The sequence below is a fragment of the Candidatus Tisiphia endosymbiont of Sialis lutaria genome, assembly GCF_964026535.1.
Classification (GTDB): Bacteria; Pseudomonadota; Alphaproteobacteria; order Rickettsiales; family Rickettsiaceae; genus Tisiphia.
This window is the reverse complement of sequence record NZ_OZ032153.1, coordinates 347,465-367,482: the sequence shown is the minus strand read 5'-3', so window position 1 is coordinate 367,482 and position 20,018 is coordinate 347,465. Positions and strand designations below refer to the sequence as shown.

Sequence of the window (20,018 nt, the reverse complement as noted above, 5' to 3'; positions counted from 1 at the left end):
TTGTATTGTAATGCTATTGCAACTATTTTTGCCAATTATTCAAATTTATTAATATAGATGAAAAATTACTTGATTAAGCTAAGACACTAGATTATTATTAGTTGAAATAAATAGTGAAAATTAAATTATTATAACAATGAATAAATCTAATAAATCAAAAGAAAGAATAAACCTGATTATAGGTATGCGTTTAAAACAGCGTCGTATAATGATGGGTATAAGCCAACAAGAATTAAGTACAGCTATTAATCTTAGTGTAAAGCAGATACAAAGATATGAAGATGCTACTACCCCAATAGCTAGTAGTATATTGTATTTTTTTGCAAAATTATTAAATGTATCTATTGAGTATTTTCTTGATACAACTGAAATTACTGATGCATCAGATGGTTACTTATTTGAGATACAAGACAATCATAAGTTTTTGAATGATATTATTGCGGAAGATAGAGCAGAATATTTAGCCCCTTTAAAATACGATGCAGAAGAGGAAGTATCCTATCTTGTTAGAGTATTTAGCAAAATTCAAAATCCGCAAATTAGACAAAAAATAGTTGAGCTTATTGGGTCAATAGTAGCATCTCAAGGCACGAATGCAGGGTAAAAATAGATGAAATAGTAATACTCCATAATCAAGTTTTTTATAGAGCTTATAAATAGTAGGTTGTTCAAAAGAAATTTGAATATATAGTCAATTGATGGGAAGTTGGTGACGTCGTCACTCGTCGCTCGCCTATTACTTATAGGCGTCGCTCCATCGCTCCTAGCCCCAAATTCTCCTGAATTGACTATAAATTTCATTTGGGCGGAAAGATTTTTATACCGAGCCAGGTGGATAAAGCGGAGTTGCACATAACAACTACCAACGGCACTGAAATTATAACATTTTCTAAGGCTGCATAATTATATCGTACTGGGTGTTAATTCAGGTTAATTCACTATAAAAAAACAAAAAATTATAAAAATTTTGCTAATTAGCTATTAGTGGACAATAAAAAAGTAGTATAATGGATATTATAGTTGAAAGGAACACGTGAAAACAATGATAGAAGGAAAAAATAATGTTGATGATCAACCAACCATGTTAGTTGGTACTGATGATTTTAAGAAATTATTGCTTAATAGCAACGTATTTGTTGATAAAAGCTTAATGATTAAAGAGTTATTGGCAGATAGTGGAGATGTCATCCTAATCACCAGACCAAGGCGGTGGGGTAAAAGTTTGAATATGAACATGCTACAGAAATTTTTTGAGATAGAGGTGGATGAGAGAGGTAAGCCTTTACCTGAAGAGGATAGAGTAAATAACAAGCTATTTACTGGTGGTACAGTAGATTTAGGATTTGACGAAACTAAAGAGCTAAAACCTTTGAAAATTGTGAGTGATGCAAGTATCATGAAACGTCAAGGTCAATTTCCGGTGATTTTGCTCAATCTTAAAGATGTTAAAGGCAGTAGTTATCAGGAAATAGAACTAAGCATTAAGAATCAAATTATAGAATTATTTGCAAGTCATCATTACTTAAATCATCATGTAACAGAAGATACAGGACTATTAAATAATGCACAAAAAGAAAAACTAAGGAGATATTTTGATGGGAAACTTGAGAAAAATGACTTAAAAGATAGTTTACGGGTTTTGAGTGAAGTACTGTACAAACATTTTAATCAGAAAGTTTATATATTAATCGATGAATATGACACACCGATCAATAGCTCCTACATTAAATTTGGCAGTAAGCCAGAAGAGTTTGAACAAGTACTTGAGCTATTTCGTGGTATGTTTGGTAGTAGCCTAAAGACTAATCCTTGTATAGAAAAAGGAATAATAACTGGTATATTGCGTATCGCTAAAGCTAATTTATTTTCGGATTTGAATAATGTTCGTGAATATACTCTGCTAGATGAAAAATTTGCTAAATTTTATGGTTTCACTCAATCAGAAGTTGATGAGTTATTAACCAAAGTACCACTTGACACAAGTCCTGAACAAATTAAAGCTTGGTATAATGGCTATAGTTTTGGTGGAGAAATCATCTATAATCCATGGTCAATTATGTTATGCTTAGATACTAGAGGCAAACTTGATCATTATTGGCTTGATAGTGGGGGGACGGCTCTTGTTGATAAAGCATTATTGTCAGATGGAATGCAAATTGATATCCAACAATTAGCTAGCGGTAAAAGTATCATTGCACCTATTACCAAACAAATCAGTTTCAACGACATCAATACACGAAGTGGGTTATTTAGTCTGTTGCTATTTAGTGGTTATTTAAACCCAACAGCTATCGAACCTGCAAAAGATATCTACGAATTATCAGTGCCTAATAAGGAAGTAGAGTATATATATGAAACCAGGCTATTACAATGGGTGAGTAGCAAGTTACAAATGGATAGTTCTTTATATTATTCTTTTGCTAGTTTATTGCCGGCAGGCAAAATAGAAGAATTTAAAGAGAAATTACAAGAGTTATTACTAAATGCTACTAGTTTTCATCAAACTGGCGAGAAAAAAGCCGAGCTATTTTATAGTGGTTTTATGCTAGGTTTGATTAACACTTTATCTCCTGGCTATGTCATAGATAGTGAGAGAGAAACAGGCAGTGGTAGAGCTGATGTTATGTTGATACCTAAGGCTGGGAAGCAGAATAATGCTATTATTATTGAATATAAAATATGCAAATCTCCTGATACTCTAGAATCTATCGCAAAAGATGGGCTAGATCAAATCATGAGAAAAAAATATGAGACTAAAATAAAAGAACACTCTCATGTTCAGAAAATTATCAAAATTGCTATAGCTTTTTGTGGTAAAGAAGTGGCTCTAGAATACCAAATAGCTCAGGTATCTTAGGCACAATTGTTGAAAATTAGAAGAGCTATAGTCAATTGATGAGAAGTTGGAGACGTTGTTGCTCAATGCTCGCCTATTACTTATAGGCGTTAATTTAAGAAAATAAAGTAGAAAAGTCGTTTATTAGCGAGCCACCGTAAGTGGCGTGGCAATCCATTTTTAATCACTTTTCTGGATTGCTTCGTCAACCTTAAGGTTTCCTCGCAATGACGGTTTTTCAATTATTATTTTTTAAACTGACGCTTATGCACTCCATCGCTCCTAGCCCCAAATTCTTCTGAATTGACTATATTTGCATAAATCAACTTGTTAATCTTTTTATAATTTCATCTTTGCTGAGCAGAGGTAATATTACTGACATTTCTGGTCCAGATGTCATTCCTGTTATAGCAAGTCTTAAAGGTAGGAATACTTCTTTACCTTTTTTACCAGTTATTTCCATAATTCTTTTAGTCCATATGCTCCAACTATCGATGGTTATTGGTTCGTCTATTAATAAGGTAGCTGCTTGTTTTAAAAACTCTTTATCTAATCCTTCAACTTTAGGGGGGGAATAACAAATATTCCACCAATCTTTTATTTCATATAATTTTTGTAAATTACCTCTAACTGCCAACCAAAATTGCTCATTTATTTGTTCAGCTTTAATCTCTTTTAAGCGATCTTTTACTTCATCAAAACTCAAGCTAATTAGTAATTTATGATTTAAACGCTCTAGCTCTTCTGGTAAATAAGTTGTTGGACTTTTAGAAAAATTATTAATGTCAAACTCTTTTATTAGCCCAGCTAAATTTTTAAATGGTATAATAGGCGATGATGAGCCAAGCAAACTAAAGAAACTATTAATTGCCATTGGTTCTAATCCAATTTTATCCCTTAGAGCAGCAATCTCAAATCCCCCTGTTCTTTTAGATATTTTTTCATCCCGACTGATAACTAGACTAAGATGAGCAAAATTTGGTACCTTTGCCCCTAGAGTTTCAAACATTTGCACATGAATGGCAGTGTTAGTTACATGATCCTCGCCCCGAACAATATCGGTAATGCCATAATCAATATCATCAACAACCGAACAAAGCATATAAGTCATACTGTTATCTTCTCTGATAACTATCGGATCACCAATATTCTTGCCTTCATATTTAACTTCACCCTTAATCATATCTTGCCAAATAATTGGAGTATGCGATACCAAGAATCGATAATGCGGTTTTCTTCCTTGACTAATATAGTCATTTATTTGTTGTTCAGTAAGGTTCAAAGCCGCACGATCATATATCGGAGGAAGCCCTCTAGATAGTTGTAACTTACGCTTTAATTCCAGCTCTTCCTGGGTCTCAAAACAAGGATATAATTTATTTTTTTGTAATAATAATGCTTTTACTGCTTCATACTTATCAAATCTATCAGATTGGCAAAAAGTTTGATCCCAGTTAAGTCCTAAAAATTTAAAATCCTCTTCAATGGCATGTTTATATTGTTGTTTGCTACGTTCAAGATCAGTATCATCAAACCTTAAAATAAATATGCCATTATGCTTTCTAGCATATAACCAATTTATCAGAGCTGTCCTAGTATTACCTATATGCAACATACCAGTTGGTGAGGGAGCAAATCTTGTGATAACTTTTCTCATAATTTTCTAACTGCTTATTTTGCTTTTTTCTTTTTTGTTACTTTTTTTGCAGCACCAGTCCTTGTCCTAATATTCTTTTTAGGAATTGTTGTTACCACTACTCCTGGCTTATCAGTATCTTTCTCCGGTTTATTCTTCAGCCTATTATTACTAGCCTCAATTATTTCCACAGCAGTTTCTAATGTGATGGTAAAAGGATCGTATCTTTTCGGTATCGAAATAAACCGATCAAGATATTTAAGATACGGACCATATCTACCTATACCCAGTATAATCTCTTGATGAGATTCAGGGTGTAGGCATAACTTAACCGGTAACTCAAGAAGCCTTAGAGCCAAACTAAGAGTCACGTCATTTTGTGCTACTGACGGTGGCAATGACACACGCTTTGGTTTTTCACCCTTGGCAACTGGTTTGCTAGTCTGTACATAAAAACCATATGGACCTTTCTTTAATAAAACATCATGACCCTCTTTATCTACTCCTAATAATTTGTTCTCTTCAGCCATATCAACAATATCACTATTCTTCGAAGTAATTTGTTTTTTGAAAGTACATTCAGGATAGTTACTGCAAGCTAAAAACGCTCCAAACTTACCAAGCTTTAACCCTAATTGCCCTGTAGAACAGGATGGGCAATTTTTCGAATTGTTACTTTCTGATTTTTCTCCAAATAGGTGATAATCTAATGCTTGTTCAACATAAAGAATTATATCAGATATTTTCTTATCACTAACTATTTCTACGTTATTATTAAACCCATCCCAGAATTTTTTTAGTAAATTTTTCCATTCTATTTTACCTTCTGCCACTTCATCTAAATCATTCTCCAGATCAGCTGTAAAATCATATTCAACATATTTTTTGAAAAACCCTGTCAGAAATGTTGTCACTAAACGCCCTAATTCCTCTGGAAAGAAACGTTTTTTTTCAACAACCACATAGTTCCTATCTTGCAATACTGATATAATAGAAGCATAAGTAGAAGGACGACCAATTCCAAGTTCTTCAAGCTTCTTGACGAGACTGGCTTCAGAATATCTTGGTGGTGGTTCGGTGAAATGCTGTGCTGGATTCACTGAAGTTGTAGTTAATTTTTCTCCTTCTTGTAGTAATGGTAGCAGCCTATTTTCTTCTTCCGTTTCATCATCTAGACCCTCACGATAAATTTTGTAGAAACCATCAAAGGCAATAATTGAACCAGTTGCCCTGGCGGTGAATTCTTTATTTTCTGTATCAAGCTGAGCGACCACCAAATCAATAATAACATTTTCCATTTGGCAGGCTATCGTCCTTTTCCAAATCAAGTCGTAAAGCCTATAATAATCTTTATCTAGTGTATCCTTTAATTTTTCTGGTAACAGAGTAACATCGGTTGGTCTAATAGCTTCATGAGCTTCTTGAGCATTCTTGGCTCTAGATTTATAAACTCGCTGGCTAGCTGGTAGATATTTATCACCAAAATTCTTATGTATCAACTGACGTATTTGTTCAACAGCCTCACTAGCAAGGGTAGTACCATCAGTTCTCATATAGGTAATCAAACCTATCGTTTCATTACCTATATCCATGCCTTCGTAAAGTTTTTGGGCAATTTGCATAGTTTTTTTAGCAGTAAACCCTAATTTTCGAGCTGCTTCTTGCTGTAACGAAGAAGTAATGAAAGGCGGTTGAGGTTGACGTTTTTGCTGCTTTTTTTCTAAAGATGCAATGTGAAAATTCTTTGATTTTATTTGTTTGACTAGATCATTAGCTGCCGATTGATTAATAATTGAGAATTTCTCTAATTTATTACCATTGACATGAGTTAATCTCGCTAAAAACGGCTCGTTATTACTATTCAGAACATTAAGGGTAATATCCCAATATTCTTGCGATTTAAAACGTTCAATTTCATCTTCTCGCTCACAAATAAGTCGGAGTGCTACAGACTGAACTCTACCTGCTGATCTACATCCCGGCAATTTACGCCATAATATCGGTGATAAAGTAAATCCTACCAAATAATCCAATGCTCTCCTTGCTTGTTGAGCATTAACCAAATCAATATCAATATTTCTTGGGTTGTCCATTGCATGTAAAATAGCTTTTTTGGTAATCTCATCAAATGCTACTCTCTTAAAGAAATCATTAGATTTAATCAAGTTTTTTTCTTTTATTATTTCTGCAACATGCCAGGCAATTGCTTCTCCCTCTCGGTCTCGATCTGTTGCTAGATAAACCATTTCAGCTTTGGCAGCATCCTTAGTTATTGCTTCAACATATTTTTCTGCTTTATCTGATATAACATATTTCATAGAAAAATCTTCATTTGGCAGAACTGAACCATTTTTAGATGGTAAATCTCTAATATGTCCAAACGAAGCAATAACCTTAAAATCACTATCCAGATACTTATTTATCGTTTTCGCCTTTGCCGGCGATTCTACTATTACTAATTTCATATTTATTTATAAATTAAAGATATCTTGTTGCCAGGATATCTGGTTATTTTTCCAGCCAATTCTAGCTCTAATATTATCATATATATAGCCGGCAAAGGTAGCTGTGTTTGATGTAAACAATCAAAATCTATAGGAGTTGAAGATAAAAGCTCCTTAACCCTCATACGCATATCATTGGTAATTACATTATCATATTTGATATCTAACGTTCTAAACTGATTATTTTCGATTGAATCATTTGCTACATCCTTAGATTTACTGATAATTTTGCTAAAAGGTGGTAAATTAGTCTCTATGTCCTCAGTAGATTCCACCATATGAGCTCCTTCCTTGATAAGTTTATTAGTACCTTGACACCTAGGATCCAGCGGAAATCCTGGTACAGCAAATACTTCTCTATTCTGTTCTAAAGCAAACCGTGCTGTTATTAACGATCCAGATTTTAGACTTGCTTCAATCACTACTGTTCCAAGAGATATACCAGAAATTAATCGATTACGCTGTGGAAAATGTTGCCCAAGTGGTTTTGAACCTACTGGTAATTCAGCAATTATCAAGCCATTTTGTTGGATTTGCTCAAATAATCTAACATTCTCTGGGGGGTAAACATAATCAATTCCTCCAGCTATAACTCCTATTGTTTTAGAGGTATTTACTTGATGCACTGCTGTATCAACACCTCTGGCAAGTCCAGAAACCACTATATAATTTGCATCAGTCAATTCCTTAGCAATTTTAGCAGCAAAGGCACGACCATTTACTGAAGCATTTCTTGCTCCAACAATTGCTAAACATCTTTCGTGTGCTAATAACCCAATATTGCCCTTATAACTTAGTATCGGCGGGCAATCAAAAATCTCTAACAATAACCTTGAATATCCTGGAGATTTATAGGTAATAATCTGAGCATTATGCTTTTGCAACAATTCAAGTTCTTTACTTGCATCGCTCTGAGAAAATACCCTTACGGGCTTAGAACGCCCACCTCTCAGAGAAAATTCTTGTATTTTGTCAATTGCAGCACTGCTATTACCAAATAGCTTTATTAAGCTCCAAAAAGTTCTTGAGCCAACATTTTCACTCCTAATCAATCTTAGGATGTCAATAGTTTCTTTTGTGTAAGATACTGGTTTAGTATCCAAAAATAGCTCCTTCAGCATCAATTGACTATATATTAGTGAATTAACTTTAATTGGCAACGTTATAAATCCGGTTAGTATTTAGCATCAGCGTCATTGCGAGCCACCGTAGGTGGTGTGGCGATCAATTTTTAATCACTTTTCTGGATTGCTTCGTCGATCTTACGGTCTCCTCGCAATGACGGTTTTTCAATAACTGACTATGCGTCATTGCGAGCCACCGTAGGTGGCGTGGCAATCCATTTTTAATCACTTTTCTGGATTGCTTCGTCGACCTTACGGTCTCCTCGCAATGACACATAGGCGTCAACTGACACTTATGCACAATGACAGCACGATGGGTGCTTATTCGGCACTAGTTCAGCAATTGACTATAGCTATAACTTTTCTGCATTAGAAGCTAAGTAATGTGACACTCCTTTATGCGATGGAGTAATACCTTCGTCACCTTTCTGCCAGCCAGCTGGACATACTTCGCCATGTTTGGTATTATAGTCTATAGCATCGATCACTCTTATTACTTCATCAATATTTCTACCAATTGGCAAATCGTTAACTAGCAAATGCCGTACTATAAATGCTTCATCAATAACAAAAGTACCACGCAGCGATATTCCTTCATCATGTAGTACATTATAACTATGTGACGCACTCTTTTTAATATCTGACACCATAGGAATCTGGATATTACCAACCCCACCTTTATTGTAAGGGGTATTTTTCCAAGCTAAATGAGAAAAATGCGAGTCAACACTTATTGCTACTAATTTTGTATTTCTCTCAGTAAATTCTCCTAACCTATTATTAAAAGCTATAATTTCTGATGGACAAACAAAAGTAAAATCAAGCGGGTAAAAAAACAATACCACTTTATGATTTTTAGCATAATTTCTAAGATTAAATTCAGATTCTATACTATTATCAGGCATAATAGCTTTAGCTGTAAAATCCGGAGCAGCTTTTCCAACGAACACTTGCATTAAAATTCTCCAATTAATAATGATTAAAAACATTTATTATGATACACAAAATTATAACCTATTACAATACCAAATCTCTAATAAGTCAACTAATAATTTAAAATACCTTGTAATATTGATATTATTCCTAGGAGCTGTAGGTATATTCATATGACAAGTCTGATGGATTGCCACGCTCACATACGTTCGCTCGCAATGACGAGTGGTAAGCTTATGTTTTCTCGCAGTGACGAGAGGTTTATACGTCATTGCGAGAAGGCGTGAGCCGACGAAGCAATCCAGGAAAGTGACCCAAATGGATTGCCACGACCACTATGTGGTCTCGCAATGACTTATATGCACCACAAACGTCATTGCGAGGAAGTGGGTTATAGGCTTTCCCGTCATTACGAGGAGGCGTAAGCCGACTAAGCAATCCATTTTTGATTGCTTTTACAACCTATCTAAATTAGTACTGTTTCAAATATAACACAATAGATAAGGATTTATCAAAAAAAATAGTCTAAGTAGCTTGTAATTAATTAGTTTTGCATATATAGTATTCTGCGTGCTAGATATTCTAAAAGGTTTTATATAGAATAGGTATGTCATTCCTGTAAAAGGCTGTCATCTACACGAAAAATGCGTCATTCCCACAAAAATGATGTCATTCCTGGCAACGGCATGGAGCTAAAAAACCTTAGATTCCACATCGAAGCGGCAATGACATAAGATGAGGAAAAATGACCAAAGACTCGGGTAGGAAGGGTGTGATTAGAACACAAGAATGGCATAAGGTTTTGTGTCATCCCTGCGAAGGTAGGGGGTCTTAGATTCCCGTCTACGCGGGAATGACATAAAAACCGATTTAAAAAATTAACTTAAATTAGGAAAAATTTATGAATAAAGAAAGAAAAAAAAGCAATTTTTTAAGAAGTTTGCTGACTACTGCTTCTGTTGCTTCGGTAATAGTTGGGGCAAGTAGTTCAGCGTTTGGTGCTGGTGTGCCTATGCAGGCAACGGGTAATGCAGTTACGTTTACTAATGCTGCTATTGGTGGTGGTGGTCGTAATGGAGAATGGGATCCAGATCAGATAGTAAATAACGGTGCTTCACTTGGTATTACTGTTGCAAATACCGTTATAACCGGTGATGAGGCTAAGACTGTTACAATCAACACCAATGGACATGCTACGGCACTTAATGTAGGGGCTTTTAGGGTTGGTGTTGCTGGTGTTGTTGGTGGTGACCGCCAATTAACTATTACTGCAACCGAGGATGCTGCTCGAATTGTGTTGGGTACTGATGGTGTTCCAGCTTTTGCTATGCCTGGTGAAGTAGGACATTATGAAGGCTTAAAAGCTATTGATTTTGGTAATAAAGCTGCAAGTGCTATCATTGCTACAGATGGTTTCAATTCTGATGTTGACTTCCTAAGTACTGGAGGTAATAATGGTACGGTTACGATTGACGCTAATAAAGTAGTTTTAAGAGGAACTTGGAGTGCTGCTGCTAATACTCTTGTGAAAAACTTAGCAGTTAATGCTGGTAAATCGGTAACTATAACTAATCATTTACATCTTAATGAGAGTGTAACGCTAGGGGCTGGTAGTACTATTATATTTAATGGGAACGTAACAGCAGCTGAAATAAAGGGTGCTGCTCTTAACAATGGTGATGTAATTTTTGCAGGAGATTCTGTTGTTACTTCACTGGTCGGGAATGCTAATAAATTACATAGCATTGAAATTGGAGGAAAAGTAGAATTCCAGAATGCTACTAATGTTATCAAAGCTACTAACATCGTATTCAATGGGGATAATTCTTCCTTGCAAGTCAACAATGCTATTGATGCTACTAGCATTACAACTACAAAAGATGGAACAGGTACTCTACATTTAAATGGTAACATTGCTCATAATATCGCTTATTCTATCGGTACTAAGGAGAATAGATTAAAAGAGCTTAAATTTACAAATATACCAGCAGCAACTGCAGTAAGAGTTCAGACCGAAGCATTTATTGATGCCTTTAGTGCAGATGGTGGTACAGTAACTGTTGATCACGCACTTAACGTAGATACTACCAATCTAACAGGACCTAATATAACAACATTAAATCTTACTAAGGGTGGTAATCTTGGTAGAGTAGATTTCCATGACGTCAATAGTATTATTAACGTTATAGCTAACAAAAATCTTTCTGGAGATTTCTGTGGTGATCGTAGCCCTAATAAAAGACACAAACACAAAACCGGAACACTGAATTTTGCTGCAGGTAATAGTGAATTTGATGGTACTGTAACTGACTTGAATTTGATTACACATGCAGGTGGTGGTACTTTGAGATTCACAAAAGCTGGTACTAATAGTGCCACTAAAATACAGGGAGCAAATGATAGCATATTTGAGTTTGTTAACGATTATAAATTCGCCGGTAATATTGAAAATGCTCTAACCTTAAATTTTGAAAACGCTGAAGTTGCTGGTAATATTACAGATGTTAATGAGATTAATATTGCACAGGATAAAACATTAATGGTAGGTGGTACTACGATTAAGGCTAATACTATAGTATTTGGTAATGCCAAAGGAACATTAGCACTTAATTCAGCAGGGAACGTAACCATTGAATCTAAGCAAATTAGTAAATTTGGTGGTAATATTGATGCAACTAAAATGGCAGATAAGAGAATCTTAACAATTATTGGTGACATAGGAACTGATAATACGCCTTTAGATAAAATATCACTGAGTGGACAAAATCTTAATTTACAGCCTGGAAATGGAAAATCGGTTAATATTGCTGGAATAGAATTTAATGAAAAAGCTTCAACAATTGGTTTAAAAATTGCTGATGCTAGTTATGCTTTAGGAGAGTTGAAGAAGGCGAAGAAAGTTAAAGTTGAAATTTCTGAGAATATCTCATTACTTAATACCAAAACAACTGGTGATGATAAGCTAGAGGAAATTAACTTTAAAGCAGATAAGACTTTAACTATTGGTGATATTGACATTACTGCTGACTCTATAACAACTTCTAACAATAATCAAGGTAAGATAGTTTTTGCTAAAGCTGGTGCTTTGAAAGGAAATATAGGAAACTATATTAGATTTTTTAAAACACTTGAGGTAATGGATAGTGTTGAAGCAACTACATCTGGTAAAGCCTACGTCACAAATATAGCCTTGGGGGATAGTTCTGTATTAGTTGTAGATAATGACTATAAGGTTAAAAACTTTGCTGTTAAAACTGATGGTAGTGGAGTATTAAGATTTACCAATAAAGGTGCAGCAACATTTGAAACAGCTACTACTGCTGTTCCTGTTGCTCCTGGTGGACGTGTTCGTACTCTTGCTCCTGTTGATGCAGTAGCGGTATTAGAGTTACAAGGTGATGGTAATGTTACATTAGAAGGTAATGGTTTTAGATTCAAAAAAATTGCTTTCAGCAAGGCTTCAACCTTAGCTTTATCTAAGGACATGAAACTTAGTGGGATAGAGGTTGAAAGTACTGTTGCAGATAAAAGCCCTACAATTCGGTTAGCAAGTGCAATAAATCAAGACGAAATTATCTCAGGTCAAAATATTGGGAGTGATGCTCATCCTGTTAATTTAGCATTTACTGCAGATACTATTTTAGATGTTAAGAGTCAAAAAGCCTTTATTAGTGTAACTACTGTAGCTAAAGAGAAAGGTACTGTTAACTATGATTTGGGTAAAGGAGTTGATGGTGCTATTTATGGTTTAGGTAGTGAGAATTACAACTTAAAACTAGTAAATTTAAAATCAAAAGTCACAAACTATGGCGATACCTTTGCTAATAAGGTTGTTGTTCATGATAATGTATATTATGCAGCTGGTGGAACAGTAGACGGGGCAATACAGCTTGGTCATACTGAAACTGACGCTGGTGGTGTTGCTTCTGTTGAATTCAGAGATAACGTTATTCTGAAAGCTGATATGACCAGTGTGGGAACTAAAAATACCATCGCCTTTGCAGGTAATGCTGAAATTAGTAGCAAGACTTTTGGTACAGCTAACAAGGCCTTTGAGGCGATTAACTTTACTGGTGATAATACACATACTGCAACTTTGAAATCTTCTGGTTTGCATGCGAAAAATATTAACTTTGGTAATGAAAATATTAAAATTGCTGCTAACAAGGTAGCACTTCATAGTATTTCACAGATCAATGCAAATATTGATCTAGAATCTAATCAGTTGAGCCTCGAAAAATCCGGAACTTGGGGAGAAAAAACCAGTATTCGTACTGTCTTAAGTAAAGGAGGTGCATTTGGTAATATAGTGCTTAAGGACAAAGTTACTGTTGCTAGCAATGTAGGAGTTACCGTTAGAATTTCTGACGAAGCTGACGTAACAGAGTATAATAACAAGCCATTTATACTTATAGATGGTGCTAATCACTTAGATGGTGGTGCATTCAATCTAGTAGGTGTAGAAGGAGTAGCACACAATCGAGCCTATGTAGATTGGGATATTATAACTAAAGATAATAAACTAATGTTTGAACGTAAGGTTGATATAGAAGGTGGTATTACAGCGGACTTGAAAAAAGTTGGTGCTGTTGTTAGTGCTGAAAATGTCAAACGCCTTGTTAAAGCAAAAGGTTTTGTAAATGATCTAAGCTTTATGTCTGAAGACCATGCAAAAGGGGAAGAGCCAGAAGAATATGCAGATCTTCGTGCTCATGCAGTCAGAAAAGTGGTTTCAACAACTAACAATGTTGAATCAACACGCCAAGTCGGAAAGGTTGGTGAAATGTTTGGTGCTGCTCTTCGTAACAGAATGCTTAAAGCTAATGCTGCTGCAGTTTCTGCTGGTTCTGATGATACTTTAATGGGTGCATGGGCTATGCCATATTATAGTCAAGCTACTCAAAAGAAGAGCGGTGATGATGCTGGGTATGGAGTAAAATCTTTTGGTGGAGTCGTTGGTTTTGATACTTTAGTCAATGATGATCTAACAATTGGTGCTGCTGTTAGCTTTGTTAAGAGTGACATGAAGTGCAAAGGTGATTACGCTGGAAAAACTGAAATAGGTACTTTCATGGGTTCTATTTATGCAGCACAATCACTTCCTCAAAATTTCTTTGTACAAGCTGTGGCTTCTTTGGGTTCAAGTAAAATTAAAGGTACTGATCCTAGAATAGTTTCTACTAAGACTCATTCTAGTGGTCAGGAAACTGCTAAAGCTGATTATGGCACTATGTCTTACGGCGGAGAGGTGTTATTTGGTTACAACGCTAAAATAGCTGACTCAGCATTACTAACTCCGATGGCTGGAGTTCGTTATACAAGGTTTAACGATGAAAGTTATAAGGAAACTGGTACAACAAATCAAAATAAGATTGTTGGTGAGAGAGGTGTTAATAACATTGAGGCTATAGTTGGTGCTAAAGTTTCAACCTCTATAGATACTGATGGTGTTGTAGTGACTCCTGAATTACATGCTTTTGTTTCACAAAAGTTAGGTGCTAATTCGTTAGGAAAAGTTGATGTTAGATTAGAGGGTATGACTGATTCCTTTATTACTAAGTCTGAAAAAGCTGCAAAAACATCATTTAATGTTGGTTTAGGCGTTATTGCTAAAGCTGGTGTTATGGAGTATGGAGCTGGTTATGACGCAAATTTAGCTAAGAACTATGTTGCTCATCAAGGTACTTTAAAAGTTCGTGTAAACTTCTAAACTTAATCATTTAAGTTTACTTATCTATTACTACAAAAAGGGCTTCCTTCTCCAAGAGGAAGCCTTTTTTGTTTATATTATTGTTCTTTATAGTTAATCAACATAAAGTTGAGCAAGTTGTTATTCCCGCCTAGGCGGGAGTCTAGTATAGATCCCTGCCTTCGCAGGGATGACACTGAATTAAATAGGGATGACAATTTATGGATTGCTTCGTGACCTTACGGTCTCCTCGCAATGACGGTTTCTCAATTATTGTTTTCTTAATTGCTGACGCTTATGCGTCATTGCGAGACCACGTAGTGGTCGTGGCAATCCATCTTTGGTTACTTTTTATGGATTGCTTCGTCGACCTACGGTCTTCCTCGCAATGACGGTTTCTCAATTATTATTTTCCTAAACTGACGCTTATGCGTCATTGCCACAACTGTTGAAAGTTAGAAGGTAAAGCGGGTTTTAGATAGGTTTTCTGTCATTGCGAGACCACGTAGTGGTCGTGGCAATCCATTTTTGGTTAATTTTTATGGATTGCTTCGTCGACCTACGGTCTTCCTCGTAATGACGTTGACCACATATGACTTTAAACTACCTGGTCTAAAACTGCTTCCTCTTCCAACTTTCAACAGTTGTGGCGTCATTGCCAGACCACATAGTGGTCGTGGCAATCCATTTTGGTCGCTTTCTGGATTGCTTCAATGCTAATAAAGTAGCTCCTTGCTAATAGACGTCTTGCAATTTTTAAATTATTCTGGGTTATGCGTAAGGTGAGATAGTTAATGTCTTAGTAAATCTATTTGTTTTTGATAATTTTTTGATTGAAAAATAAAATTACCTGATACTAAAATATCAGCTCCTGCGTTGATGCAATTTTTACCGGTAATATTATTTATTCCTCCATCTACAGAAAGTAATATAGTTTTGTTGGAATTTTTGATTTTTTCTGAAATAATTTTGATTTTCTCTAACTGATTCTCTATAAATTTTTGACCAGAAAACCCGGGATTTACAGTCATTACTAAAATCAAATCTACTTTATCAATAATATAATCTATAGAATTTGGGTTGGTGGAAGGAAGCAGTGCCACTCCGACTTTTACTCCTAAATTTTGAATAATGTCTAAAGTTCGGTCAAGATGAATAGTTGTTTCAGGATGGATAGTGATAATATCTGCCCCACTACTAGCATATTCTTTAATCGAATATTCTGGGTTATTAATCATTAAATGTATATCAAACGGCAATGCAGTATGAGATCTTAAGGCTTTTATTATAGGAGGTCCAAATGTTAAGTTAGGTACAAAATGACCATCCATAACGTCTATATGGATCATATCAGCCCCCGCTTTTTCCAAAGAATTGATTTCTTTTTGTAAATTAGCAAAATCGGCTGATAGCAATGAAGGTGCGATCTTAATTACTTTCACTGTATTTTTATCCTTAAATAATAGACCTTATATCACATTTTCAAGATATAAGGTCTAATGAATTTTTTGATTTTTCCTTTTATAGTTATTTAGCTATAGTAAGTTTGTTATAGTCAATTAACCTGAATTAGTGCTGAATAACCACCCATCGTGCTGTCTATTAGCGAGGAGGCGTAAACCTTCGAAGCAATTGTAAGTTGTCATTCCCGCGTAGGCGGGAATCTGGATACCTGCCTACGCAGGTATGACACAAACAGGATTGCTTCGTCGCCCACTAAAGTGGCTCTGAGCCATGACGCTGATGCTAAATACTAATCGGGTATAACATAACTACTTTTACTAAATTAGGACGCTTGGCTATTTCTAGAGCGACCAGAATAAGGCTTTTTATCGTTATTATTACGAGGAAAATAACTTTTTCTACCATTATTGTTATTGTTGCTATTATTACCATTAAATGGTCTTCTACGATTCTTATTTCCGGTCATTTCTTCTCTTGAAGTACTCTCACCTTGGTTCATTAGGCGATCAATAGCTTTCCACCTAATATTATCTTCTGGCGAAATGAAGGATAATGCGCAACCTGAAAGTCCTGCTCTACCAGTTCTACCTATTCTATGTAAATAATCTTCTGGAGACATTGGTAGGTCATAATTGATCACATGCTGTGTATGTGGTATGTCTAAGCCACGAGCCGCAACATCTGTTGCCACCATAATTCTGTGACGAGAAGAGCGAAACGATGCAATTACGTGATCCCTTCTACCTTGTGTTAAATCACCATGGATAGCTTCAGCTTTGTGATCTTCAAATTTTAACATTTTTGCCAACTGATCGGCACCACGCTTAGTTTTCACAAAAATAATTATAGAACCATCACGTTGTTTTAATTGCTTTATAAGCTCAGGGAATTTCTCTTTATCAGAAACTCGCAAAGTTTCTTGTTTTATTTGAGAAGCAGCCTGAGTAGTTGAGCCAATAGTAATGCATTTAGGGTTAATCACATATTTTTGCGATAGTGCAATAATATGTTTTGGCATAGTAGCTGAAAACATTAAAACCTGTCTTTTTTCAGGTATATATTTATTTATTTCTTCCAACTGTTCTTTCATGCCCATATCAAGCATCCTATCCATCTCATCAAGTACCACTAATTGTACTGTGTTTAATTTTAAGGTACCACGTAGTAAATGATCTATAATACGACCAGGGGTTCCAATCACCACTTTAGGATTTGCCTTTAGCTGCGTAAATTGTTTATGCATTGGTTCACCACCTATTAAAACCGCACTAGGAAGCTTAATTTGAGTAGTTACATTGGTTAAAGTAGTGCGTACTTGGCTAGCTAATTCCCGAGTTGGTACAAGTACCAAAGCCATTGATTTTGTCTGTATAAAAGAATTGACGATTGGTAGTAAATAGGCAAGGGTTTTACCTGAACCAGTTTGACTAGAAGCAAGAATATCACTACCTTGCATCGCAATCGGTATAGCCTCTCTTTGAATTTCTGTAGGAGAGGTGATGTTCATCTGTTCAAGTGATATAATCACTTCGTTTGGTAAATTAAAATTTTTCATTATTAAATCCAATGTTATTTATCGTAAATTAAAAATACTCAAATGCTTTAAGGAATTGAAAGGTTAAATGCAATTAAACTCCAAATCTTCAAAGCATTTGAGCAAACATATATTCTATACCTTAAAAAATAAATTTATGATTAAGTTCTTATGTTATAAAGCGGGTTATTAATTGTTGTATAGTAAAAGCGGCTGTAATTATAAATACAATCCTATCATAGATACTCTTTTGCTTTGAAAATCCATTTCCCCAAATCATTCGAGTATACTTAAAATAGTCCAATAAAATTACAGCTTTACTTACAGTGAACACTGAATTATAAAAGATAATGCACAGAGTGTATAAAAAGATGATACTACCCAAAATTCACTAGTTTAATAACCACTCATAAATTTTGAGTAGTTGCTTGTAGTTTTAAATAAATATTATTTTATTTGCAGATTAACAGCAGAAATTTTTCCCTTATTGTCTTCTAGATCAAAGCCTACACTTTGACCTCCATTAAGATTACGGATCCCGGCACGCTCTACAGCTGAGATGTGAACAAAAACGTCGCTCCCACCATCGTCTGGTTGAATAAAACCAAAACCTTTGGTTGTATTAAACCATTTGACCTTACCTACTTTAGTAGTCATAAAAACCTTTTAGTATAGAGTTACTTATCTGAACTTAATTCGAACTCTTCCGTAGAAATTAAACCCAATAACTGACAGGCAGAAATAAGGCTTTCATGCTATTAAAGAGTTAATTATTAAACCCAAAAAACATGGTACTCCTTTTTTTGATAATTGTCAACAAAGGATAAGAAAATATCCATAGTATTTTATATTTCTCTTTGAAATATAGACATTTTAGCACGTTTCTTAATTATATATAGCCAATCTATCCTAAATTAACTATAGTCAATTGATGAGAAGTTGGTGACGTCGTCACTCGTCGCTTGCCTATTACTTATAGGCGTCGCTCCATCGTTCCTAGCACCAAATTCTCCTGAATTAACTATATATATTACCAACACTAATTGATAGGCTAGCTGAAACAAATTTTTCTAAATCTCCGTCAAGTACACCTTTAGTATCAGAAGTCTCATGATTGGTACGTAAATCCTTAACCATTTGATAAGGTTGCAATACATAAGATCTTATTTGATGTCCCCAGCCATTCTCAGTTTTTGATGCATTCTGTTCTTGAATATCCTCAGTACGTTTTTTTAACTCTAGTTCATAAAGCCTTGCTTTAAGCATTTTCATAGCCTGTGCTTTGTTCTTATGCTGTGATCTATCATTTTGGCACTGTGTTACGATATTAGTAGGTAAGTGGGTAATCCTTACGGCAGAATCAGTAGTGTTTACGTGTTGTCCCCCAGCTCCGGAAGAACGGTAAGTATCAATTCTAAGGTCTTTTTCATCTATTACAATTGCAATACTATCATCAATTTCTGGATATACCCAACTACTAGCAAAGCTAGTCATCCTTTTGCCCGCTGCATTAAAAGGCGATATCCGTACTAAACGGTGCACTCCTGATTCTGTTCGAAACCAACCATATGCTTGGTAGCCATTAATTTTAATAGTACATGATTTTATTCCTGCTTCTTCACCGTTAATAAGATGAATAACTTCGCTTTTAAAACCCTGTCTTTCCGCGAAACGCAAATACATACGCATCATAATTGATGCCCAGTCATGACTCTCCGTACCGCCAGCTCCAGCATTGATTTCAAGAAAACAATTATTACTGTCAAATTCCCCAGAAAATAAGCATTCAGTCTCAAATTTTCCGGCAATAATAGATAGTTTTCTTAAATCTTCTTGAACTTGTTCTAGAACTTGCTGGTCATTTTCGGCAAACGCCAATTCCTCAAGTTCTAAACATTCCGTAAGATTAGATTGAAGTTGTTTAAACGAATTAAGTTTAGTCTCTAGAAGTCTTTTTTCTTTCAGAATATTTTGAGCCTTTTCCTGATTATCCCACAAAGTTGGATATTCTGATATATTTTCCAGCTCTACAAGCCTTTTGGTTGCGTTATCAAAATCAAAGTGACCTCCTGAGCAGCTCTAAAGACTGTTCGATTTTTTTTACATAATGTTCAATTTCAGCACGCACTATTATTTCCTACTATAAAATGGAATTTTACTATATAAAGATAAGATAAACCGACGTCATTGTGCATAAGTGTTAGTTTAAGAAGCCAATAATTGAGAAACTGTCATTGCGAGGAGACCGTAAGGTCAACGAAGCAATCCAAAAAAGTGATTAAAAATGGATTGCCACGC

The 20,018-nt window shown here is 35.2% G+C and carries 13 protein-coding genes; 3 read left to right on the top strand and 10 right to left on the bottom strand.

Annotated features, from left to right (window positions below; translation table 11 throughout):
• Positions 1-136: 136 nt before the first annotated feature.
• Positions 137-604, top strand: coding sequence for a helix-turn-helix transcriptional regulator (locus tag AAGD20_RS01720; RefSeq protein ID WP_341749175.1), 468 nt, complete (start codon positions 137-139; stop codon positions 602-604).
• On the opposite strand, the gene AAGD20_RS01715 is transcribed toward AAGD20_RS01720, so the two are convergent.
• On the bottom strand, positions 583-801 hold the full coding sequence (locus AAGD20_RS01715) for a palindromic element RPE2 domain-containing protein (RefSeq protein ID WP_341749174.1): 219 nt from the start codon (positions 799-801) through the stop codon (positions 583-585). The genes AAGD20_RS01720 and AAGD20_RS01715 overlap by 22 nt on opposite strands.
• Before the next feature lie 241 nt (positions 802-1,042).
• Here AAGD20_RS01715 and AAGD20_RS01710 point away from each other — a divergent pair, with 241 nt between their 5' ends.
• A complete protein-coding gene (locus tag AAGD20_RS01710; protein WP_341749173.1) occupies positions 1,043-2,857 on the top strand; it encodes an AAA family ATPase in 1,815 nt (604 codons plus the stop codon).
• A 301-nt stretch (positions 2,858-3,158) separates the two neighbouring features.
• Here the strand turns inward: AAGD20_RS01710 and gltX are convergent, their stop codons facing one another.
• The 4 genes from gltX to AAGD20_RS01690 all read right to left on the bottom strand — a co-directional run bounded on the left by gltX (position 3,159) and on the right by AAGD20_RS01690 (position 9,056).
• Positions 3,159-4,493, bottom strand: coding sequence for a glutamate--tRNA ligase (gene gltX, locus AAGD20_RS01705; protein WP_341749172.1), 1,335 nt, complete (start codon positions 4,491-4,493; stop codon positions 3,159-3,161).
• A 14-nt stretch (positions 4,494-4,507) separates the two neighbouring features.
• The gene (gene topA / locus AAGD20_RS01700) at positions 4,508-6,937 is read right to left on the bottom strand and encodes a type I DNA topoisomerase (protein ID WP_341749171.1); all 2,430 of its coding nucleotides are present in this window, start codon (positions 6,935-6,937) and stop codon (positions 4,508-4,510) included.
• A 2-nt stretch (positions 6,938-6,939) separates the two neighbouring features.
• On the bottom strand, positions 6,940-8,079 hold the full coding sequence (gene dprA, locus AAGD20_RS01695; protein WP_341749170.1) for a DNA-processing protein DprA: 1,140 nt from the start codon (positions 8,077-8,079) through the stop codon (positions 6,940-6,942).
• Between the two features lie 374 nt (positions 8,080-8,453).
• Positions 8,454-9,056: a peroxiredoxin gene (locus AAGD20_RS01690; protein WP_341749169.1), complete on the bottom strand. Its 603-nt coding sequence runs from the start codon at positions 9,054-9,056 to the stop codon at positions 8,454-8,456.
• 878 nt (positions 9,057-9,934) lie between these two features.
• Between AAGD20_RS01690 and AAGD20_RS01685 the strand changes: the two genes are divergently transcribed.
• Positions 9,935-14,743, top strand: coding sequence for an autotransporter outer membrane beta-barrel domain-containing protein (locus AAGD20_RS01685; RefSeq protein WP_341749168.1), 4,809 nt, complete (start codon positions 9,935-9,937; stop codon positions 14,741-14,743).
• Between the two features lie 770 nt (positions 14,744-15,513).
• Here AAGD20_RS01685 and rpe read toward each other — a convergent pair.
• From rpe to prfB, 5 genes are all read right to left on the bottom strand, one after another.
• Complete coding sequence (rpe, locus tag AAGD20_RS01680) at positions 15,514-16,164, bottom strand: ribulose-phosphate 3-epimerase (RefSeq protein WP_341749167.1); 651 nt, start codon at positions 16,162-16,164, stop codon at positions 15,514-15,516.
• Between the two features lie 344 nt (positions 16,165-16,508).
• Positions 16,509-17,741, bottom strand: coding sequence for a DEAD/DEAH box helicase (locus tag AAGD20_RS01675; protein ID WP_341749166.1), 1,233 nt, complete (start codon positions 17,739-17,741; stop codon positions 16,509-16,511).
• Between the two features lie 426 nt (positions 17,742-18,167).
• Positions 18,168-18,377, bottom strand: coding sequence for a cold-shock protein (locus AAGD20_RS01670; protein ID WP_094648631.1), 210 nt, complete (start codon positions 18,375-18,377; stop codon positions 18,168-18,170).
• Between the two features lie 257 nt (positions 18,378-18,634).
• Positions 18,635-18,760, bottom strand: a complete 126-nt coding sequence (locus AAGD20_RS01665) for a palindromic element RPE2 domain-containing protein (RefSeq protein WP_341749165.1) — start codon at positions 18,758-18,760, stop codon at positions 18,635-18,637.
• Positions 18,738-19,848, bottom strand: a protein-coding gene (gene prfB / locus AAGD20_RS01660; RefSeq protein WP_341749164.1) for a peptide chain release factor 2 whose coding sequence is annotated in 2 segments (ribosomal slippage) — positions 18,738-19,778 and positions 19,780-19,848 — 1,110 coding nt in all. Because the reading frame shifts where the segments join, the coding sequence is not laid out codon by codon here. Before prfB ends, AAGD20_RS01665 begins: the two co-directional genes overlap by 23 nt.
• Positions 19,849-20,018: the final 170 nt, after the last annotated feature.

Excerpts from the sequence above, each read along its gene's own strand:
- AAGD20_RS01720 (WP_341749175.1), top strand. The coding sequence starts at position 137 with ATGAATAAATCTAATAAATCAAAAGAAAGAATAAACCTGATTATAGGT.
- AAGD20_RS01715 (WP_341749174.1), bottom strand. The coding sequence starts at position 801 with ATGAAATTTATAGTCAATTCAGGAGAATTTGGGGCTAGGAGCGATGGA.
- AAGD20_RS01710 (WP_341749173.1), top strand. The coding sequence starts at position 1,043 with ATGATAGAAGGAAAAAATAATGTTGATGATCAACCAACCATGTTAGTT.
- gltX (WP_341749172.1), bottom strand. The coding sequence starts at position 4,493 with ATGAGAAAAGTTATCACAAGATTTGCTCCCTCACCAACTGGTATGTTG.
- topA (WP_341749171.1), bottom strand. The coding sequence starts at position 6,937 with ATGAAATTAGTAATAGTAGAATCGCCGGCAAAGGCGAAAACGATAAAT.
- AAGD20_RS01690 (WP_341749169.1), bottom strand. The coding sequence starts at position 9,056 with ATGCAAGTGTTCGTTGGAAAAGCTGCTCCGGATTTTACAGCTAAAGCT.
- AAGD20_RS01685 (WP_341749168.1), top strand. The coding sequence starts at position 9,935 with ATGAATAAAGAAAGAAAAAAAAGCAATTTTTTAAGAAGTTTGCTGACT.
- AAGD20_RS01675 (WP_341749166.1), bottom strand. The coding sequence starts at position 17,741 with ATGAAAAATTTTAATTTACCAAACGAAGTGATTATATCACTTGAACAG.
- AAGD20_RS01670 (WP_094648631.1), bottom strand. The coding sequence starts at position 18,377 with ATGACTACTAAAGTAGGTAAGGTCAAATGGTTTAATACAACCAAAGGT.